20 protein-coding genes are annotated in these 17,790 nt (G+C 69.1%); 8 read left to right on the top strand and 12 right to left on the bottom strand.

Annotation, left to right across the window (positions count from 1 at the left end; all coding sequences use genetic code 11):
* Positions 1-122: 122 nt before the first annotated feature.
* A complete protein-coding gene (locus QMK34_RS06940) occupies positions 123-1,580 on the bottom strand; it encodes a peptide MFS transporter (RefSeq protein ID WP_326412724.1) in 1,458 nt (485 codons plus the stop codon).
* A gap of 233 nt (positions 1,581-1,813) precedes the next feature.
* On the opposite strand from QMK34_RS06940, the gene nhaA reads away from it, so the two are divergent.
* The 4 genes from nhaA (at position 1,814) to QMK34_RS06960 (ending at position 5,308) form a co-directional block, all read left to right on the top strand.
* Positions 1,814-3,016, top strand: a complete 1,203-nt coding sequence (nhaA, locus tag QMK34_RS06945; RefSeq protein WP_326412726.1) for a Na+/H+ antiporter NhaA — start codon at positions 1,814-1,816, stop codon at positions 3,014-3,016.
* Positions 3,017-3,075: 59 nt separating this feature from the next.
* Positions 3,076-3,567, top strand: coding sequence for a phage holin family protein (locus QMK34_RS06950; protein ID WP_326412728.1), 492 nt, complete (start codon positions 3,076-3,078; stop codon positions 3,565-3,567).
* 17 nt (positions 3,568-3,584) lie between these two features.
* On the top strand, positions 3,585-4,520 hold the full coding sequence (locus QMK34_RS06955; RefSeq protein WP_326412730.1) for an alpha/beta fold hydrolase: 936 nt from the start codon (positions 3,585-3,587) through the stop codon (positions 4,518-4,520).
* A gap of 71 nt (positions 4,521-4,591) precedes the next feature.
* Positions 4,592-5,308, top strand: coding sequence for a TetR/AcrR family transcriptional regulator (locus QMK34_RS06960; RefSeq protein WP_326412732.1), 717 nt, complete (start codon positions 4,592-4,594; stop codon positions 5,306-5,308).
* A gap of 403 nt (positions 5,309-5,711) precedes the next feature.
* Here QMK34_RS06960 and QMK34_RS06965 read toward each other — a convergent pair whose 3' ends face one another.
* The 4 genes from QMK34_RS06965 to nth are packed head-to-tail and all read right to left on the bottom strand — an operon-like array spanning position 5,712 to position 8,895.
* Entirely contained in the window at positions 5,712-6,896 is a 1,185-nt protein-coding gene (locus QMK34_RS06965) for a MarP family serine protease (RefSeq protein WP_326412734.1), read from the bottom strand.
* 6 nt (positions 6,897-6,902) lie between these two features.
* Positions 6,903-7,616, bottom strand: a complete 714-nt coding sequence (locus QMK34_RS06970; RefSeq protein ID WP_326412736.1) for an NUDIX hydrolase — start codon at positions 7,614-7,616, stop codon at positions 6,903-6,905.
* Positions 7,613-8,215, bottom strand: coding sequence for a TlpA family protein disulfide reductase (locus QMK34_RS06975; RefSeq protein ID WP_326412738.1), 603 nt, complete (start codon positions 8,213-8,215; stop codon positions 7,613-7,615). The genes QMK34_RS06970 and QMK34_RS06975 overlap by 4 nt, the downstream gene beginning before the upstream one ends.
* A complete protein-coding gene (gene nth / locus QMK34_RS06980; protein ID WP_326413007.1) occupies positions 8,212-8,895 on the bottom strand; it encodes an endonuclease III in 684 nt (227 codons plus the stop codon). The genes QMK34_RS06975 and nth overlap by 4 nt, the downstream gene beginning before the upstream one ends.
* A gap of 241 nt (positions 8,896-9,136) precedes the next feature.
* On the opposite strand from nth, the gene QMK34_RS06985 reads away from it, so the two are divergent.
* From QMK34_RS06985 to dnaN, 4 genes are all read left to right on the top strand, one after another.
* The gene (locus tag QMK34_RS06985) at positions 9,137-9,388 is read left to right on the top strand and encodes a hypothetical protein (RefSeq protein ID WP_326412739.1); all 252 of its coding nucleotides are present in this window, start codon (positions 9,137-9,139) and stop codon (positions 9,386-9,388) included.
* Between the two features lie 158 nt (positions 9,389-9,546).
* Positions 9,547-10,221 carry a Crp/Fnr family transcriptional regulator gene (locus QMK34_RS06990; protein WP_003081747.1) on the top strand — a complete coding sequence of 225 codons (675 nt, stop codon included), beginning with the start codon at positions 9,547-9,549 and terminating at the stop codon, positions 10,219-10,221.
* Positions 10,222-10,883: 662 nt separating this feature from the next.
* Positions 10,884-12,158: an MFS transporter gene (locus QMK34_RS06995; protein WP_326412741.1), complete on the top strand. Its 1,275-nt coding sequence runs from the start codon at positions 10,884-10,886 to the stop codon at positions 12,156-12,158.
* Between the two features lie 185 nt (positions 12,159-12,343).
* On the top strand, positions 12,344-13,435 hold the full coding sequence (gene dnaN, locus QMK34_RS07000) for a DNA polymerase III subunit beta (protein WP_326412743.1): 1,092 nt from the start codon (positions 12,344-12,346) through the stop codon (positions 13,433-13,435).
* Between the two features lie 5 nt (positions 13,436-13,440).
* On the opposite strand, the gene QMK34_RS07005 is transcribed toward dnaN, so the two are convergent.
* The 7 genes from QMK34_RS07005 to QMK34_RS07035 form a co-directional block, all read right to left on the bottom strand.
* Positions 13,441-13,689 (bottom strand): glutaredoxin domain-containing protein, encoded by a 249-nt coding sequence (locus tag QMK34_RS07005; protein WP_326412745.1) that lies wholly within the window; start codon positions 13,687-13,689, stop codon positions 13,441-13,443.
* Complete coding sequence (locus QMK34_RS07010; RefSeq protein WP_326412747.1) at positions 13,682-14,458, bottom strand: MBL fold metallo-hydrolase; 777 nt, start codon at positions 14,456-14,458, stop codon at positions 13,682-13,684. The genes QMK34_RS07005 and QMK34_RS07010 overlap by 8 nt, the downstream gene beginning before the upstream one ends.
* Complete coding sequence (locus tag QMK34_RS07015) at positions 14,455-15,255, bottom strand: NUDIX hydrolase (RefSeq protein ID WP_326413008.1); 801 nt, start codon at positions 15,253-15,255, stop codon at positions 14,455-14,457. The genes QMK34_RS07010 and QMK34_RS07015 overlap by 4 nt, the downstream gene beginning before the upstream one ends.
* A gap of 84 nt (positions 15,256-15,339) precedes the next feature.
* Positions 15,340-16,476, bottom strand: coding sequence for a hypothetical protein (locus QMK34_RS07020; RefSeq protein ID WP_326412749.1), 1,137 nt, complete (start codon positions 16,474-16,476; stop codon positions 15,340-15,342).
* A 34-nt stretch (positions 16,477-16,510) separates the two neighbouring features.
* Entirely contained in the window at positions 16,511-17,155 is a 645-nt protein-coding gene (locus QMK34_RS07025; RefSeq protein ID WP_326412751.1) for a hypothetical protein, read from the bottom strand.
* Entirely contained in the window at positions 17,155-17,610 is a 456-nt protein-coding gene (locus QMK34_RS07030) for a RidA family protein (RefSeq protein ID WP_326412753.1), read from the bottom strand. Before QMK34_RS07030 ends, QMK34_RS07025 begins: the two co-directional genes overlap by 1 nt.
* 12 nt (positions 17,611-17,622) lie before the next feature.
* Positions 17,623-17,784 (bottom strand): hypothetical protein, encoded by a 162-nt coding sequence (locus QMK34_RS07035; protein WP_326412755.1) that lies wholly within the window; start codon positions 17,782-17,784, stop codon positions 17,623-17,625.
* Positions 17,785-17,790: the final 6 nt, after the last annotated feature.

Here is a 17,790-nt window from a genome sequence, read left to right on the forward strand (position 1 = left end):
CTTCCCGAGTCGCACCGCCCGCGACGCCAGCCCGCCCAGCAGAAGGAATGGTCACACGCAAACACTCGCACAACCAGCAGCCGATATCACGAACCGACACGCAAAGATCTAGCTCTGTAGTACTAGTGGACGCCCTTCATCAGCTTGCGGATGAAGGGGCTGGCGATCGCGAGCAGGATGCCGATCACGATCGCGATACCGCCGACGATGCCGAAGTACGGCACCTCGCTGTCCGGCGTGTAGAACTTCGCGAGCTTGCCCGACATGGCCGAGCCGAGCGAGATCGCCAGGAAGTTCAGCGCCACCATCTGCGTCCGGAAGGTCGCCGGGGCGAGCTTCGTCGTCAGCGACAGGCCGACCGGCGAAAGCAGCAGCTCCGCCATGGTGAACACGAACAGGATGCCGATCAGGCCCAGCAGCGGGCTGCTGTTCGCGCCGCCGCCCGACATGGGGATGAACAGCAGGAACGCGCCGCCCATCAAGATCGTGCCGAGCGCGAACTTGATCGGCGACGACGGCTGCTTCGGGCCGAGCTTCGTCCAGAGCGCGGCGAACACCGCGGAGAAGACGATGATGAAGACCGGGTTGATCGAGTTGACCCAGGACACCGGCATCGTCCAGCCGAACAGGTTCCGGTCGAGCCGGGTGTCGGTGTAGAGCGTCACGACCGTGAACTGCTGTTGGAACAGCGAGAAGAAGGCAGCGGTCGCGATGTACATCGGGATGAACGAATACACCCGGCTGCGCTCGACGGCGGTGATCTTCTTGCTGCTCAGGATCACGGCGAAGTAGGCGATCGAGACCGTGATGACCACCCAGACCACGATGTCCACCAGGTTGTCCGCACGGATCGCCCCGAGCAGGACGCACGCGACGATGGCCACCACCACGACGGCGACGATGCCCGCGACCAGCGGACGGCGCGAGGCGGGCAGCGGGTTCGGGATCTCGTGCGCCTTCGCGCCGAGGTTCTTCCGGCCGATCGTGTACTGGATCAGGCCGAACGCCATGCCGATCGCGGCGAGCCCGAAGCCGAGGTGGAAATTGACCTCCTGCTGGGCGAGGCCGGTGAGCAGCGGGCCGAGCCAGCCACCGATGTTCACGCCCATGTAGAAGATGGAGAACCCGGCGTCCCGCCTCGGGTCGTCCGCCTCGTAGAGCGTGCCGACGATCGCGGTGGCGTTGGACTTCAGCCCGCCACTGCCGATCGCGACGCAGACGAGGCCGACCCCGATCCCGGCGAAACCGGGGAGCAATGCCAGGCCGATGTGCCCGATCATGATCAGGATCGCGCTGAAGAACAGCGTCCGCTCGGAGCCGAGGAGCCGGTCGGCCACCCACGCGCCGATGACTCCGGACAGGTAAACCAGGCCGCTGTACGCGCCGACGATGCCGACCGCGGTGGCCTTCGCCATGCCCAGCCCGCCCTGGCTGACCTCGTAGTAGAGGTAGATCGGCAGGATGCCGATCATGCCGTAGAAGGAGAAGCGTTCCCACATTTCCACGCCGAAAAGGTTCGCGAGCCCTCGTGGGTGCCCGAAGAACCCCTTGCCCCGCTCGACCTCGGTTGAGGTACTCACAACTGTCGTCCTTGTCGTAGACATCGTTGTCAATTCGCATGGTAGAAGGCTGGTGGGAAACCATGCCACCGCCCTCCGGATGATCTTCTCGACGGGGGGTGGGCCAACTGTGGTCAGGCTCATGAAGAGGGGCTTTCCCGCGGCCGGGCTGTTAAAATTGTGTCAAGGTGCGCCGGGAAGTCTGGTCGGCAACAGTGTTCGTGTTGCCCGAAACCAGTCCCCGGAGGATGCCCATGACAGCTGCCGAGTCCAGCCGTCCCGCCAAGGCCGTCGCCGAATTCGCCCGATACCTGCGCACCGAGACCACCGGCGGGATGATCCTGCTCGGGGCCACCGCGATCGCCCTGATCTGGGCGAACTCACCGTGGGGTGACATCTACCGGGTGGTGCGGGACTTCCAGCTCGGCCCGTCGCTGCTGCATCTGAACCTCTCGATCGGGGACTGGGCCAAGGACGGCCTGCTCGCGATCTTCTTCTTCGTCGCGGGTCTGGAGCTCAAGCGCGAACTGGTGATCGGCGAGCTTTCGCGGTTCAAGCAGGCGATCCTGCCGATCGTGGCCGCGTTCGGCGGCATGGTCGTGCCCGCGGTCGTGGCGCTCGGTGTCGGCTGGGGGACGCCGGGGATCGACCGCGCCTGGGCGATCCCGGTCGCCACCGACATCGCGTTCGCCCTCGGCGTGCTCGCGCTCACCGCGTCGAACCTGCCGAGCAGTGCCCGTGTCTTCCTGCTCTCGCTGGCCGTGGTCGACGACCTGGGCGCGATCCTGGTGATCGCCATCCTGTTCACCGCGAGTTTCGACCTGGTCGCCGCAGGGGTCGCGGTGCTCGCGCTGGCGCTCTACGCCTGGCTGCAGCACAAGCGCGTCCGCACCGCGTGGATCTACGTCCCGCTCGCGCTCGTCACCTGGGTCGCGGTGCATTCGGCGGGCATCCACGCGACGATCGCCGGGGTCGCCCTCGGCCTGCTCACCCGCGTCCGCCCGGACAAGGACGAACAGGAAGCGCCGGCGTTGCGGCTGGAGCACCGGCTGCAGCCGTGGTCGGCCGCGGTCGCCGTGCCGCTGTTCGCGCTGTTCGCGGCCGGTATCAAGATCTCCGGCGAGTCGCTCGGCGAGGTCTTCACGACCGCGTTGCCACTGGCGGTGCTGATCGGGCTGGTCGGCGGGAAATTCGTCGGCATCCTCGGCGCCAGCATGCTCGCGGTGAAGCTGAAGCTCGCCGAAAAACCCAGGGATATGGGCTGGCGGGACCTCTCCGCGCTCTCGCTGCTCGGGGGTGTCGGGTTCACGGTCAGCCTGCTGATCGCCGACCTGGCGCTCGGCGCCGAGCAGAGTGAGCTGGCGAAAGCCGCCGTGCTGATCGCGTCCGCCGTCGCGTCGCTCTCGGCCGCGGCGCTGCTGCTGCACCGGAGCCGGGTGCACGCGAAGTTCGACTGATCGCGACACTCCCACTACTCCATCGCGCCTGCCGAACGGGCACGTGGCACGATGGCCCGGTGAGCAGCCCCAAGCACGAACGCACCGGCCCCGACGGCGTGGGGGCCGTGCCCTACATCCCCCTGTCGAGTGATGACGACGTCGTAGCCGGTGAGCAGTCCATCGGCAAGCTGGTCGGCGACGCGACACAGCATCTCTCGACGCTGGTCCGCGCCGAGGTCGAGCTGGCCAAGTCGGAGATCGTCGGTGAGGTCAAGAAGGGCGTCAAGGGCGCCATCTTCTTCGTGATCGCGCTGGTCATCGCGCTGTACAGCTCGTTCTTCTTCTTTTTCTTCCTCGGCGAACTGCTGTCCGAGTGGCTGCGGCGCTGGGCCGCGTTCGGCATCGTGTTCCTGCTGATGCTCGTCACCGCGGGCGTCGCCGGGTTCCTCGGCTACCGCAAGGTGAAGAAGATCAAGGCGCCAGAGCGGACGATCAGCAGCTTCAAGGACACCGCGGCGGCGCTGAAGCCGCACCGCGAAGAAGCCGATCTGTCCCCGACCCGCGACTGAGCGGGTCTTTCCTCCAGGTGCAGGCGACCCCGGACCCGTCGATCGTCCGGATCGACGGTCCGTGGACCCATCGTGACGTCTCCGCGAACGGCATCCGGCTGCACGTGGCCGAGGCGGGCGATGGCCCGATGGTGGTTCTGCTGCACGGTTTCGGCGAGTTCTGGTGGACCTGGCACCACCAGCTGACCGCACTGGCCGACGCCGGGTTCCGCGCGGTCGCCGTCGACCTGCGCGGTTACGGCGACTCGGACAAACCGCCCCGCGGCTACGACGCGTGGACGCTGGCTGGGGACGTCGCGGGCCTGATCAAGTCGCTCGGCGCACGCAAAGCCCATCTGGTCGGCCACGCCTGGGGCGGCATGCTCGCCTGGACGGTCGCCGCCCTGCACCCCCGCCTGGTCGAGTCGATCAGCATCCTGGGCGGCGCGCATCCCTTGGCCCTGCGCTCGGCGATCTCCCGCACAGCGTGGCGCCGAGGCGACAGCCAGGCCCGAGCGGCAGGCCACCTCTTCCGTTTCCAGGTCCCCAAGACCCCGGAAAAATGGCTGGTCCGCGACAACGCCGAAGCGCTCGAAACCCTCTTCCGCGCCTGGTCAGGTCCACAGTGGACGAAGACCCCGGACTTCACCGCGACGACCCGCGTGTTCCGCCAGGCGATGCTGGTCCCGGGCGTCCCCCACAGCGCACTGGAGTACTACCGCTGGGCGTTCCGAGCCCAGTTCAGGGGCGAAGGCCGACGTTTCACGGACGCGATGGGCACCCGCGTAACGGCACGGGTCCTCCAGCTCCACGGAGAGCTCGACACCTGCATACGCCCCGAAACGGCCCAAGCCTCGACCCCGTGGGCAGGCCCCCACGCCACGCTCACCACCTGGCCCGGCATAGGCCATTTCCCCCATCTGGAAGCCCCCGCGAAAACCAGCGAAGCCCTGACAACGTTCCTGACAACATAACGAACTATGTTCGGGAACGCGAACAAAGTAGTGCTCGCGGAACTACGTTCGTTTCAGGGTAGGGTCGGAGGATGTCAGCCGATCCAAAACAACGCCGCGCGGCCCGGCACGCTCAGCCGCCGACCCCTCCGGCGCAGCAGGCTCCCCGGAAGGCACCGCTCACTGTGGAGCGGATCACCGACGCGGCACTCGAGGTGGTCGCCACGGAGGGCTACGACGCGTTGACGATGCGCCGTGTCGCGGCCGTACTCGGCACGGGTCCCGCGTCGCTGTACGTGCACGTCGTCAACAAGGCCGACATCGACGAGTTGATCATCGGCAGACTTTGCGCGCAACTGGTCCTGCCCGAGCCCGATCCGGCGACGTGGCGCGAGCAGATCGTCGACGTCTGCACCCAGACCCGCGATCAGTACCTGAAGTACCCCGGGATCTCCCACGCGGCGCTGGCCATGGTCTCGACCAACCTCGACGTACTCCGTGTCAACGAAGGAATGCTGGCCATCCTTCTCGCGGGAGGCATCGAACCCCAGACGGCGGCCTGGGCGATAGACGCCCTCTCGCTCTACGTCAGCGCCTACACCCTGGAGATGTCCCTGGTAGCGCAGCGACAAAGCCAACGCGACGACAGCTGGGTCATAGACCGCGACGAGCTGGTCCGCCGATTCACCGCCCTACCGGCCGACCAGTTCCCCCAAACAAGACGCTACGCAACCGAACTGACCTCAGGCACCGGCCACGAAAGATTCACCTTCACCCTAAACCTAATAATAACCCCCCTAACCCCCTAACCCACCCAGCCCAGACCGCGAAGGGAACATTTGGAGCACCCAGGTCCCTCATGGTGGCCTTCAGAGACAGTCAAAAACTCCCGCAAGCCCCCAACCCGCCGAAGTCGCGCACGCAGAGCCCAGCACCCCACCGCCACCACCAAACAGCACCACCAAACAGCACCACAGCGTCTCCGCGAGCTCTGCGAGTGGAGACTTCACCGCCGCGCGCCCTCTTTCGCGGCCGCCAGGCCGCCCCAACTCGCGACGGTAGGTCGCCCCCCTACAAACAAAAGCCGCACTTACGCTGGAAGTCGGGGCGGCCTGGCGGCGCGAGTTTGTGAGCGCGCTGGCCAAAAAACACAGGCTTCTAGCCGCACCTCAGGACTCAACCAAAAGCCCGCGACCAACCAACTAGCGCAAGCTAACTGGCACAAGGCCCAGTACTAACGTTCGCAGACTGCGCCGGTGCAGCATTGACTTCATCCAAGACCTGCGCCGCGGTCAGCGTGAACCCCGTATCCGGATCCTCGACGGCTGCCCCGAAAACAACCCCGATGACCTGTCCGCCGGGCGTGATCATCGGTCCCCCGGAGTTCCCGCTGCGAATCCCGGCCCGCACGGTGAACACATCCCGCTGCACGGTGTTCTTCTCGTAAATATCCGGTCCCCGCAGGTTGATCCGCCCCCGCACCCGAGCGGGTGTCGCCTTGTACGGCCCGTCGAGCGGGTACCCGAGCACGATCGCGCTGTCTCCAGCCGCCGCGGTCTCCGACGCGAACGGCAACGGCTCCGCCTCGAGCCGCGGCACCGCGAGCACCGCGATGTCGACCTCTGGGTTGAAATACACCACCCGCGCGGGCAGTCGCCCCTTGGTGGTCTCGATCGCGACCTCATCGGTCCCGGCGACGACGTGCGCGTTGGTCATCACTCGCTGCGGCGAGATGACGAACCCGCTCCCTTCGAGCGCGCGTGAGCACGAACTCGCGTTGCCGCGGATCTTCACGACACTCTCGTGTACCCGTTTCACGACGCTGCTGTCCGGCAGCGCGTCGTCCGGCGGGCTGGTGTCCAGGGTCGGCGCCTTCTGGAACGGGTCGACGGCCAGTGGGAAGCCCGAAGCGTCGAGCAGCTTCCGGAGTTCGCTCGGGAAGCCCTGTGCCGCTTCCGGCATCACGTTGTTGACCTCGCCGAGGACGACGGAGCCGTTGATCGCCTTGGGCAGCCATGGCAGGCCGGACACCGTGGTGAGCGGGGTCGCGATCAGCCAGGCGACCACGAAGACCACCGCGGCCTGGACGAGCGCGCCGAGGGTTTTGTCCACTCCGGACAGTTTGTCGGGGTTGATCTTCTGCCGGAGCTTGCGCCCGACCCAGACGCCGAGTGTCTCGCCGAGCGCGACCAGCAGCAGGAACGTGGCCACGGCGAAGGCGACGCGCGCGGCCGGGTTCATGAACAGCTCCACGACCAGTTGCGCGAGCTTGATCCCGACGATCGCGCCGAGCACCACCCCGATGAGTGAGGGCAGCGCGACGATCACGCCCTGGAACGCACCGGAGACAGCCGCCAGCAAGGCCAGCAGGAGCACCAGCACATCTACCCAGTTCACCGGTGTTTACTCCCCGTCCGCCGTGCTCCGGCCGTTCCGCGAATCGACCCGCGCCTGATAGTCCGACAAAGCTACGTCAAGGTCCCGGACGTCACCGAAGTCCCACTCGGCGTCCCAGCCCGCGAGGCTCAGCAGCACTGAGAGCAGCCCGGCGGTGAAACCCCAGACGAACAGGCCTTCGACCTCGAAAGCGGGGCCCTTCCAGCGGTTGTCCTTGCTCACCTGGAACCGGTTCGCCGGGTCCACGAGGTCGGCCACCGGGACTCTCGCCACGGAAGCCGTCTCACCGAGGTCCACGGCTCGCACGGGCGAAGGGTTCACCCAATGCGCCAGCACCGGTGTCACGGCGAAGCCCGAAACCGGGACGAACAGCTCCGGCAGCACCGCCACCGGGCGCACTCCGGCGGGGACGACGCCGGTCTCCTCCTCGGCCTCACGCAGCGCGGTGCCGATCGGGCCGCCGTCGCCGTCCTCGGCGCCGCCGCCGGGGAACGCCACCTGGCCCGCGTGCGAGCCGAGGGTGTCGGCGCGGCGCTGCAGGAGGACGTCCGGGCCCTTCTCGCCCTCGCCGAACAGGATGAGGACCGCCGCGGGGCGCGGGTAGGCATCCTCCGGTGGGGTGAATCTGGTGAACACCTTCGCGTCCAGGTCGCCACTGACCTTGACCAGCGGGCGAAGCCATTCCGGCACGGAGTCCGGGTCGACGAGCGGTCCGGTCATGACGTCCCCTCCACGGCTGCCTGCACCTGGCCAGTGTCACCGAACACGCGTGGGCTCCCGATGAGCCGGACCGTCCCATCCGCGCTGAGCAGGTACGACGCTGGCAGCGTCGACGGGACCTTCAGCGCCGTGCGCACCGGCCCCGTCTTGCCCTCTCCGTCGAACAGCGACGGCAGGTGGACGCCGATCCGCGCGAGCAGGCCGAGCCCGTCCGCGGCCGGGCTCGCGACCTGCACCTCGAGAACCGGCACCGCGCCGGGCATGGCCGCGTAAGCCGCCAGCACCGGGAGCTCGGTCTTGCACGGCTCGCACCAGGTCGCCCAGAAGTTGATCAGGACCCGCTGCCCGGCCAGCGCGCGGCCGAGGTCGACCTCGGCGCCGTCACCCAGGCAGTCCGCCCGGACGTCCCGCAGCTGCGAGACCACGTCCTGGGTGCCTTCGCGCGGCGCGGGACAGGCCGCCAGCGCGGCCTTCGCCCTGGCCGGGGTCAGGTCCCCGGTGGCCTTGGCGGGCGCCTGGCCGCCGCGCGGCAGGAGCGCCACGATCAGGGCCACCACCAGCACGGCCCCGCCGAGCGCCCACTTGGTGAGGGTGGTCACGGCCGGGCCGCCAGCTCCAGGATGTGCTCGCGTTCGACGCCCTTGACCAGCTTCGCGGCGGCCTCGAACTCCGTCGGCCCGGCGCCGTAGGAGGGGCAGTCGCGGGCCAGCGGGCAGGCGCCACAGGCGGGTTTGCGGGCGTGGCAGACGCGGCGGCCGTGGAAGATCGTGCGGTGCGACAGGAGCGTCCACTCCTTGCGCGGGATCAGCTCGCCGATCGCGTGCTCGACCTTGACCGGGTCCTCGAGCTCGGTCCAGCCCCAGCGCCGGACGAGCCTGCCGAAGTGTGTGTCCACAGTGATCCCCGGCACACCGAAAGCGTCGCCGAGCACCACGTTCGCGGTCTTGCGGCCGACGCCCGGCAAGGTCACCAGGTCCGCCTGCTTGCCGGGGACCTCGCCGTCGAACCGCTCCACGAGCGCGGCGCCGAGGCCCAGCACGGAGTTCGCCTTCGCGCGATAGAAACCGGTCGAACGCAGGAACTCTTCCAGCTCGGCGCGGTCGGCCCCGGCGTAGTCCTCGGCCGTGCGGTAGCGCGCGAAGAGGGCGGGGGTGACCTGGTTGACCCGGACGTCCGTGGTCTGCGCGGAGAGCACGACGGCGACCAGCAGCTCGAGCGGCGTGGTGAAGTCGAGCTCGCAATGGGCGTCCGGATAGACCTCGTCGAGGCAACGCTTCATGCGCCGCGCGCGTCTCACCAAAGCGAGCCGGCTTTCAGCGGCGCCGCCCTTGCGGGGGGTGTTCGAGACGGCAGCTGGCACCCCGATAGCCTACGGGCGCAGCCGGGCCGAGCACGCGGGAGCACCCGCGGGTAGTCGTCCGACACGCCAGAGCACCACCTCGGCGCAAGAAGCACGCCGCCATGAGCGAGGATCTGGAGTCAATGCCTAGCCCTGATACCGAGTGCACTGGACTGGAATCATGACTGTCTGGTTCGTCATCCTGGTACCACTGGTGATCATGTTCTTCGCGCTGTTCATGGAACGCGTGGAGAGCCGACTGAAGTACGTCGCCGTGCAGGAGAACGAGGTCGAAGAGTTCCTCGAGCAGGCCCAGCCCAACGAGGTCAGGGCCCTCTACGGGCACGGCATCGGCCGGGCGCTGGAGCTGTTCCGGCTGCGCCGGCTCGGCGGCAGGGCAGCCAGGCTACGGCCCCGCAAGGTACGGCGTTAGGCTCCACGTTCGAGCTAGATCGTTCCGGTCCGCCGCACGTCACGCGGCGAGCCGACAGGCGATCTGGCGAGTACGCCCTAGACTGACGCGAAAGTGATCGGCGACACGGGCCTCGAAGACGAGGTCCGGGGTCGTTTGTCGATGAGGAGGCACCCGAGGTGGACGAAACCCTGGCCCGCGCGGGCATTTTCCAGGGTGTTGAGCCGGCAGCCGCAGAAGCGCTGGCGCAGACCTTGGAATCCGTGGAGTTTCCCCGCGGGCATGTCATCTTCAACGAGGGTGAGCCCGGCGACAAGCTCTACATCATCCAGTCCGGCAAGGTGAAGATCGGGCGCAAGTCGCCCGACGGCCGGGAGAACCTCCTGGGCATCTTCGGCCCGTCCGACATGTTCGGCGAGCTGTCGATCTTCGACCCCGGCCCCCGCACGTCCAGCGCGACGACGGTGACCGAGGTCCGCGCCGTGACGATGGACCGCCCGGCCCTGCGGCAGTGGATCTCCACGCGCCCGGAGATCGCCGAGCAACTACTGCGCGTAGTCGCCCGGCGCCTGCGCCGCACGAACAACATGGTCGCGGAACTGATCTTCACCGACGTCCCCGGCCGCGTGGCCCGCGCACTCCTGCAGCTCGCCCAGCGTTTCGGCAGTCAGGAAGCAGGCCTGCTCCGAGTGACCCACGACCTGACGCAAGAGGAGATCGCCCAGTACGTAGGCGCCTCACGCGAGACGGTCAACAAGGCCCTGGCGGACTTCGCCCACCGAGGCTGGCTCCGCCTAGAGGGCAAGAGCGTCCTAATCCTCGACCCCGAGCGCCTAGCCCGCCGAGCCCGCTAAAAGCAAAAGAACAAGGCACCCCAAGCCCCAACTCAGCCCCGGCCACCCAAAGTGACCGGGGCTGAGCCATACCCACCCAAAAAACCCAAAACACCAACAACACGACCCACCCACAGCCGTTTGCCCCAGCCACAGCGTCTCCCCGAGCCCTGCGAGGGGAGACTTCACCGCCGCGCGCCCTCTTTCAGGCCCGCCAGGGCCTCCCAACTCGCGACGGCAGGTCGCCCCCCTGCAAGCAAAACACGCGCTTACGCTGGGTGTCAGGGGCGGCCTGGCGGCGCGAGTTTGTGAGCGCGCTGGCCAAAAAACACAGGCTTCTAGCCGCACCTCACGACTAGACCAAAAACAAAGGGCCGGGCGCCACCCCCGACGTGGCGCACCGGCCCTTCGCTTGCGCGGATCATCCCCCGACGACCCGCGCTCCCTACCTCCGGATGGGCCCCGACCCTGATACCGAAGGGAGTTCGTCCTCACACCATCGCACGGCTCCAACCCACAAAATCAAGGCCATTCACTCTCAAGGACGCCACCCGCACGGTTTCGTTGCGCTCGCCACCTGAAATTGGGGTGAGCGTTACCGAACCGAGACTCGGCTCACCTGGTGACGCACCCGACCCTCAAATAACTGGTACTCACGTACCAAAAAAGTCATACTGGTACACGTGTCCCAGTCTGTGTCCAGCCACGAAAGCCGTACCTCCCTCGCCGACTACCGCGTCGCGCTGACCTCGCCCGGATCCCGCGGGCCGGTCTTCGCGTCGCTGCTCGCCCGGCTGCCGATCGCGATGATCGGCATCTCTGCGCTTCTCTACGTCCAGCGCGAGACGGGCTCCTTCGCTTCGGCCGGACTGGTCTCGGCCGGTTCGCTGATCGGTGTCTCGGTGGGCGCCGTGGTCCAGGGCAGGCTCATCGACCGCTTCGGACCAACGCGGCCGCTGCTGGTCACCGTGGCCCTGTTCGCCGTGGCGATGACGGGGCTGGTGATCGCGATCGAGGCGCACACCACCACCGCGGTCATGGTCGCGCTGGCCTTCGGAACGGGCATCACCGAGCCGATGGTCGGATCCGCCTCGCGGGCACTGTGGACGCGCCTGCTGCCTTCGGGAGCCGCGCGCAACGCCGCGTTCTCGTACGAGGCGATCAGCATGGAGGTCTTCTTCATCCTCGGCCCGGGTTTCGCCGGGCTGCTGGTCGCCGCACCGTGGGCGGGCACCGGCATCGCGGCAGGCTCGATCATCATGGTCAGCGGCGCCCTGCTGTTCGCGCTGAACCCGACCGTGCGCGCCTGGGGGCCTTCGCCGTCCTCGGGCGGGAAGCTGCTCGGCGCGCTGGCCAGCCCCGGCATGCGGACCCTCGCGCTGGCGGCGCTGGGCTTCGGCGCGGTGATCGGGTTCGTCGAGGTCGCGGTTCCGGCGTCGGCCACCGAAGCCGGGCACGCGTCGGTCGGCGGGCTGCTGCTCTCGGCCTGGTCACTGAGTTCTGTCGCCTTCGGCGTGGCGTACAGCCTGCGTCCGTGGCCCCGCAAGATGGGAATGCGGCTGCCGGTGCTGCTCGCCGGTTTCGGTGCGCTGGTGGCCCTGCTGGCGCTGCCTTCGACGCTGTGGGCGCTGGCGCTGGCGCTGACGATGCTGGCGGCGGGCGCGCTGATCACCCCGCAGTCGACCACGCACTCGGCCGCGATCGAACTGGTCGCGCCGAAGGGCACGGCCGCCGAGGCGTTCGGCTGGGTGCTCACCGCCGTCACGACGGGACTGGCGATCGGCCAGTCGATCAGCGGCTACCTCGTCGAGCACGCCGGCCCGTCCGCCGCGTTCCTGACCGCGGGCGCCTTCGGCCTGGCGATGGCGGCCGTCGTCTGGCTCCTGCGCGGAACCGTCCGCCCGGTCGCCACGACGCCTTCCCCGACCACCCCCGAGCTGGTCGGCGCCACCCGCTGACGGTCAAGGTGGCCTTCACGGCACCGCGCTGCGCCCCGGCTCCCGAAAACGGGAGCAAAGGTCCCTTGCTCCCGTTTTCGCTTGACTGCCTCTGATGGCCACCTTGAGGGACCTAGAGTCCCTCAAGGTGGCCATCAGGGACTTGAGCCGCGGGAATTGTCGGTGCCGGTCGCTAGCTTGCGGGCATGGACCTCACAGCCAGCACGCGCACACTGTCGGCCGCCGTCTCCGCCGCGGCCCGGCTGCTCCCGGGCAAGTACGGCGACCCGGTGCTGTCCGGTCTGCTCCTGAGCGCCGACGCCGACGGCCTCACGCTGGCCGGGAACGATCGCGAGCGGGCCGTCCGGGTTTCCGCCGCCGCGATGGTGCACACCGACGGTGAGGCGCTCGTGCCCGCGGCGCCGCTCGCGGAGACGCTGCGCATGCTCGACGACGAGCTGGTCCGGGTCGTCGTCGAAGGTTCGCGGCTGGCACTGCGGGTGGAGGGCGGCCGGTTCGCGCTGCCGCTGCTGAGCCGGGAGCTGCATCCGGGTGCGGCGGTACTGCCGCCCCAGGTCGCGGCGGTCGGGGGAGACACGCTGGCCAGGGCCTTGCGGACCGTCGCGGGCACCGCCGCGAAAGACGACTCGCTGCCGATGTTCACCGGCGTCCGCGTGCACGGCGCCGACGGCGAACTGCACCTGACCAGCTCGGATCGCTACCGGATGGCGGTCGCGAAGCTTCCGCTGCGCTCAGGGACGGCCACCCCGCTCGACGCGCTGATCCCGGCCGCCCTGCTCGCGGAGACTGCTCGTCAGGCGAGCGGGGTCGTTGGCCTGCACGCCGAAGGCGGCCGCTTCGGGCTGAGCTGGCGGGACACCATGGTCGGCACCGCCGTCCTGGACGGCGGGTTCCTGTCCGAGCAGTCGATCTCGACGTCCACAGTGGACACCACGGTGGACGTCGCCGCGGACGCGCTCGCCGCCGCGGTCCGGCGGGTCGGGGTCTATGCCGACTCGCATCGGGTGCTCACGCTCGAGGTCGGCGACGCGCACCTGCGGCTGGCGAGCGCGCGGCAGGACACCGGGGAAGCCGAGGAGACGCTCAAGGCCGAGGTGCTCGGCGGGCGGACGTCACCCTCGTTCCAGACCCGGTACCTGCTCGACGCGCTCGCGCCCTTCGCGGGTGAGCGGATCAGGATGTCGGTCCAGCCGGGTAGGCGGGCTTGCATCATCCGCGCCTGCGAGCCCGGTGAAGTCGACCTGACCTATTACCTGATGCCTATGCTCACCCGCTGAACAGCTCAGGCGGCCGCGCGGACGGCGGCCTCGACCTCGGCGAAGCTGGGGTTGACCATCGCGGCCGAGCCGACGAAGACGGTCGGGACGATCTCGTTGCCGTTCGCCACCGAGCGCACGCGCGCGGCCGCGTCGGCGTCCTCCCAGATGTTGACCTCGCGCACCTTCAGCCCGCTGGACATCAGCGGGCGGCGCAGTGCCGCGCAGAATCCGCACCCGGGCCGCCAATAGAACTCGACGTCGACGTCACTCATTTCCCGCGTCCTCCGACCGTAGATAGTCCAGCTGAGCCTGCACGCTCCACTCGGCGGGCACCCACAGCGCCTGGTCGACGTCGGCGTAGACGACCTCGACGACCTGGCGCGCGGTGGCGGCCGCACCGAGCTCACGAAGAGCCGAACGCACCTGATCAAGCCGCTGTTCCCGATGGGCGAGGTATTCCCGCGCGGTCGCCGCCAGATCCGGCAGCTCCGGGCCGTGGCCGGGCAGGCCCAGCGTGCCGGCCGGGAGCTCGATGAGCTTGCGCAGCGTCCGCAGGTAGTCGCCGAGGTCGTGCAGGACGGTCGTGCCGCGGCCGAGGATCGTGTCCCCGGTGAGCACGTCGTCGCCGATCCGCAGGGAAACGGAGTCGTCGGTGTGCCCCGGGGTGTGGAGGACGCCGATCTCCAGCCCGCCCGCCTTGAGCACCTCGCCGTCCCCGAAGGCCTCGGCGCCACGGCAAAGGGCCTGGTCGAAGGCCCGGATCGGCGCGCCGACGCGCTCGGCGAACCAGGGCGCGCCCTCGGCGTGGTCGGGATGGTGGTGGGTGAGCACGATCAGCTCGACCGGCGCGGCCGCGGCCAGCAGCGTGAGGTGCTCGACGTCCTCGTAACCGGGGTCGACGACAACGGCTCCGGCCGCGCCGGGGGCGCGGAGCACCCAGCTGTTGGTGCCCTCCAGCGTCATCGACGACGGGTTGTTCTCCAGCAGCACCGACGCGGTCTCCGTGACCCGGCGCAGCACTCCGTACGCGGGCGCGCTCACTTTTCCTCCAGCACGACGCGGACTTTGTCGCCTTCCCGGACGAGCGTGGGGATGATCTTCTCGATCCGCCGTCCGACGGCGAGCACGTCCGCGGCGGCGGGGTACTCGGCCAGCTCGGTCAGGGTGATCCAGGTCGGCGGCATCAACATGCGACGGCCTTCGCGGGCGTCGTCGATCGCCTCTTCCGGGCGCTGCCAGCCGGAGCTGTCGGCCTCGGTGGTCGCACCGTCGGCCTGCTGGCCTTCCGGGAGCGTCGCGACGAAGAACCTCGTGTCGTACCGGCGCGGCTCCTGCTCGGGGGTGAGCCAGTTCGCCCACGGGCGCAGCAGGTCGGCGCGCAGGGTGAGGCCCGCGTCGGCCAGGAACGCGGCGAGCGAGATCTCACGGGAGACCAGCGCCTGCCTGGCGTGCTGATACGGCGTGACATCGGCGAGTACGCCGTCGGCGGTACCGGCCAGCAGGACGCCCGACTCCTCGAACGTCTCCCGCACGGCCGCGCACACCAGGGCGCGGGCGAGCGACTCGTCGCAGGAGAACCAGGCGGCCCACTCGGCGGCCGTCGGGCCCGCCCAGCTCACCGACGCGTCGGCATCCCGCTTGTCGACCCCGCCGCCGGGGAAAACCGTCATCCCACCGGCGAACGGCATGCCCTTGACCCGGTGCTGCAGGAACACCTCGAGCCCGGCGGGCCCGTCGTGCAGCAGCATCACGGTCGCGGCGTCCTTGGGCGTCGACGGCGGCAAGCCCTCCGCCGCCCGCGTGCCCACCCCGGCGCCCACCGGAATGTCGAACGTCATGTCTTCGGGAAGCTCAGCCACGCCTGGCAACCTACCAACGACCACGCGAGAAACCACGATGCGTCGACAAGTTGCGGATTGGTCCTACCAGCCGCGCTGCTCGCCGCTGCGAGAAGCGCCGTTGAGACGGATCTTCGCGGCCTCGGCCCGCTCGCGCTCGGCGAGTTCGGCGTGCAGCTCACGCAGCAGCGCGCGATCACGCTCGCTGAGGCTGGGATCGTCCAGATCCAGCGCGGGCAGCTCGACGACCTCGTGCATGCTCGGCTTGCCCGACGCGATCTCGCGACCGCGCTCCGGATCCTCGGCCAGCGCCTGGCGCAGCTGGGCGACCTCGGCCGGGGTCAGGTCGGCGGTGCGCTCGGCCCGCGTCTCCGACCGCGACTTGCGCGGCTGCTCTTGCTCCGGCGCCTGCTGGGCGGCGGGCGGGGGCAGCTGCGGCATCGGCGGCTGGACGATCGGCACGACCGGGGCCATCGGCTGCTCGGCAGCCGCGGGCACCGGGCGGATGCCATGCCTGCTGGTCGGCGCCGTGATCGGCGCCGTCTCCGTGGACGGTGACGGGATGATCGGCTCGGGCCGGTACTCGGTGTGCGGGCTGCCGGTCACCCAGACCGGACCCGCGGCGGCCGAGGCGGCCTGGTGGTACGCCGACCGCGCGACGCCAGGGCCACTGACCTCGACGACCGAGCGGATGCCCGCCCGGCGCAGGGCGGTGTCGACCCGGAAGGCGACCGCGGGCGGATTGCCCTCGGGACCGATCTCGACGAGCACGACCCGCTGCGGCAGTGAGCCGGGGACGCTGCCAGCCGGGGTGTTGCGCCACACGGCGTGCACCGAGCGGACGTCCGGCAGCACCTGAAGGGTGCGGTCGAGCGCCTCGGCCAGGCCGAACTCGGGCTGATTCTCCCCGGTGAACCGGTGGGTCAGCTCGTGCTCGGACTCGTCGACGAGCAGCTCGTTCGCCAGCGTGGCGTCGGACCGGCTCATCTCCAGCACCAGCGCGAGCTCACGCTGCTCGGCCGAGCTCACGGAGATCCGGCCCGCGATGAGCGTGCCGGTCGTGAGCTCGACGGCTTCGTCGATGTGTGCGCGGGCGATGAGCTCCCGCGATTCGGTGAGCGCGCTGTCGTCGATGCGGCCCGCCAGGGCCAGCAACAGGTTGTGCAGTCGCAGGGGTACCGAAAACCCGTCCATAGGCGGGCCGTCGTGGACCTCCACCATTGCTCTCCTCCCAGCTCGCCTGGCGGAGCGAGCGCTAAGCGGCAACCAGCCGATTACCGGTGTCCGTGGCTCCCGTGCAGACCAGCTCGGAACTGGCCAGCGCGGCCCGGTGGTAACCGGACAGATCGAAACGCGGCGGAAGGACTTCGACGCTGGGTTCCTCGTCACCCAGTACGCGCAACACGCGCTGTAGCTCCCCGGCCAGCCTCGGCAACCCGGACAGCGCAGTCACGAGGAGCACACGCTTCGTCCCACCCGCACCAGCAGCACCCCCGCCTGAAAAGCCGAGATGCCGCCAGCTCTGCCGCACTTCACCCACATCGGGTCGACCACGCAACGTTGCGTGAATCAACACGGACACAGAGTCGACGGAGTTCACCCATTCGGGCGCACTCTGCGTGAATGTGTACCCCGTCTCGGTGACGTCGTCTACCCCGAGGGTCGAACTGACCTGATGCCAATCGGCGCCATGCGGAATGAGCCCCGCCACGAGCAGGCGATACTCCGTTTGATCGAGATCGATCCTGTGCTTAAGCAAAGACCTGGGCAGGGTGCGCGCGAGGGTGCCCATGGCGCCTTCGCCGAGCCAGTCGCGGAACCGCCACAGCAGCTGGTCCGGCAGGCGGCCGGCGAGCCTGAGCAGCAGTTCATGCAAGGACTGCTCGATGTCGGGATCCATCACTTGACCTCCACGATTACCTCGACCTCCACCGGCGCCCCGATCGGCAGCTCCGCGACGCCGACAGCCGAGCGGGCATGCACGCCCGCGTCGCCGAAGACCTCGCCGAACAGCTCGGACGCGCCGTTGACCACCGCGGGCTGACCGGTGAAGCCCTCCGCGGACGCCACGAACCCGACGACCTTGACCACCCGGACCACGTTGTCGATCCCGACGAGCGCGTGCACCGCGGCCAGCGCGTTGAGCGCGGACGTGCGGGCGTGCTGCTTGGCCTCTTCGGGGCTGACCTCGGCGCCGACCTTGCCGGTCGCGGCGAGTTCGCCGCCGACGAACGGCAGCTGGCCGGACGTGTAGACGTATTCACCGCTGCGTGTGGCGGGCACGTAGGCCGCCAGCGGCGCGGCGACGGCGGGCAGTTCGATACCGAGCTCAGCGAGCCGGGCGCTCCAGGTCATCAGTCAGATCCTTCAGTTCTTGGGCCGCTTGAGGTACGCCACGTGCTGCTCGCCCGTCGGGTTCGGCAGCACGGTGACCAGTTCCCAGCCATCCTCGCCCCACTGGTCGAGGATCTGCTTGGTGGCGTGGATCAGCAGGGGGACGGTCGAGTACTCCCATTTGGTGGCGCTCATACGCGG

This window comes from Amycolatopsis sp. H20-H5 (assembly GCF_035828755.1).
GTDB lineage: Bacteria > Actinomycetota > Actinomycetes > Mycobacteriales > Pseudonocardiaceae > Amycolatopsis.

Excerpts from the sequence above, each read along its gene's own strand:
- nhaA (WP_326412726.1), top strand. The coding sequence starts at position 1,814 with ATGACAGCTGCCGAGTCCAGCCGTCCCGCCAAGGCCGTCGCCGAATTC.
- QMK34_RS06960 (WP_326412732.1), top strand. The coding sequence starts at position 4,592 with ATGTCAGCCGATCCAAAACAACGCCGCGCGGCCCGGCACGCTCAGCCG.
- QMK34_RS06970 (WP_326412736.1), bottom strand. The coding sequence starts at position 7,616 with ATGACCGGACCGCTCGTCGACCCGGACTCCGTGCCGGAATGGCTTCGC.
- nth (WP_326413007.1), bottom strand. The coding sequence starts at position 8,895 with ATGAAGCGTTGCCTCGACGAGGTCTATCCGGACGCCCATTGCGAGCTC.
- QMK34_RS06985 (WP_326412739.1), top strand. The coding sequence starts at position 9,137 with ATGACTGTCTGGTTCGTCATCCTGGTACCACTGGTGATCATGTTCTTC.
- dnaN (WP_326412743.1), top strand. The coding sequence starts at position 12,344 with ATGGACCTCACAGCCAGCACGCGCACACTGTCGGCCGCCGTCTCCGCC.
- QMK34_RS07005 (WP_326412745.1), bottom strand. The coding sequence starts at position 13,689 with ATGAGTGACGTCGACGTCGAGTTCTATTGGCGGCCCGGGTGCGGATTC.
- QMK34_RS07015 (WP_326413008.1), bottom strand. The coding sequence starts at position 15,255 with ATGACGTTCGACATTCCGGTGGGCGCCGGGGTGGGCACGCGGGCGGCG.
- QMK34_RS07020 (WP_326412749.1), bottom strand. The coding sequence starts at position 16,476 with ATGGTGGAGGTCCACGACGGCCCGCCTATGGACGGGTTTTCGGTACCC.
- QMK34_RS07025 (WP_326412751.1), bottom strand. The coding sequence starts at position 17,155 with ATGGATCCCGACATCGAGCAGTCCTTGCATGAACTGCTGCTCAGGCTC.
- QMK34_RS07030 (WP_326412753.1), bottom strand. The coding sequence starts at position 17,610 with ATGACCTGGAGCGCCCGGCTCGCTGAGCTCGGTATCGAACTGCCCGCC.
- QMK34_RS07035 (WP_326412755.1), bottom strand. The coding sequence starts at position 17,784 with ATGAGCGCCACCAAATGGGAGTACTCGACCGTCCCCCTGCTGATCCAC.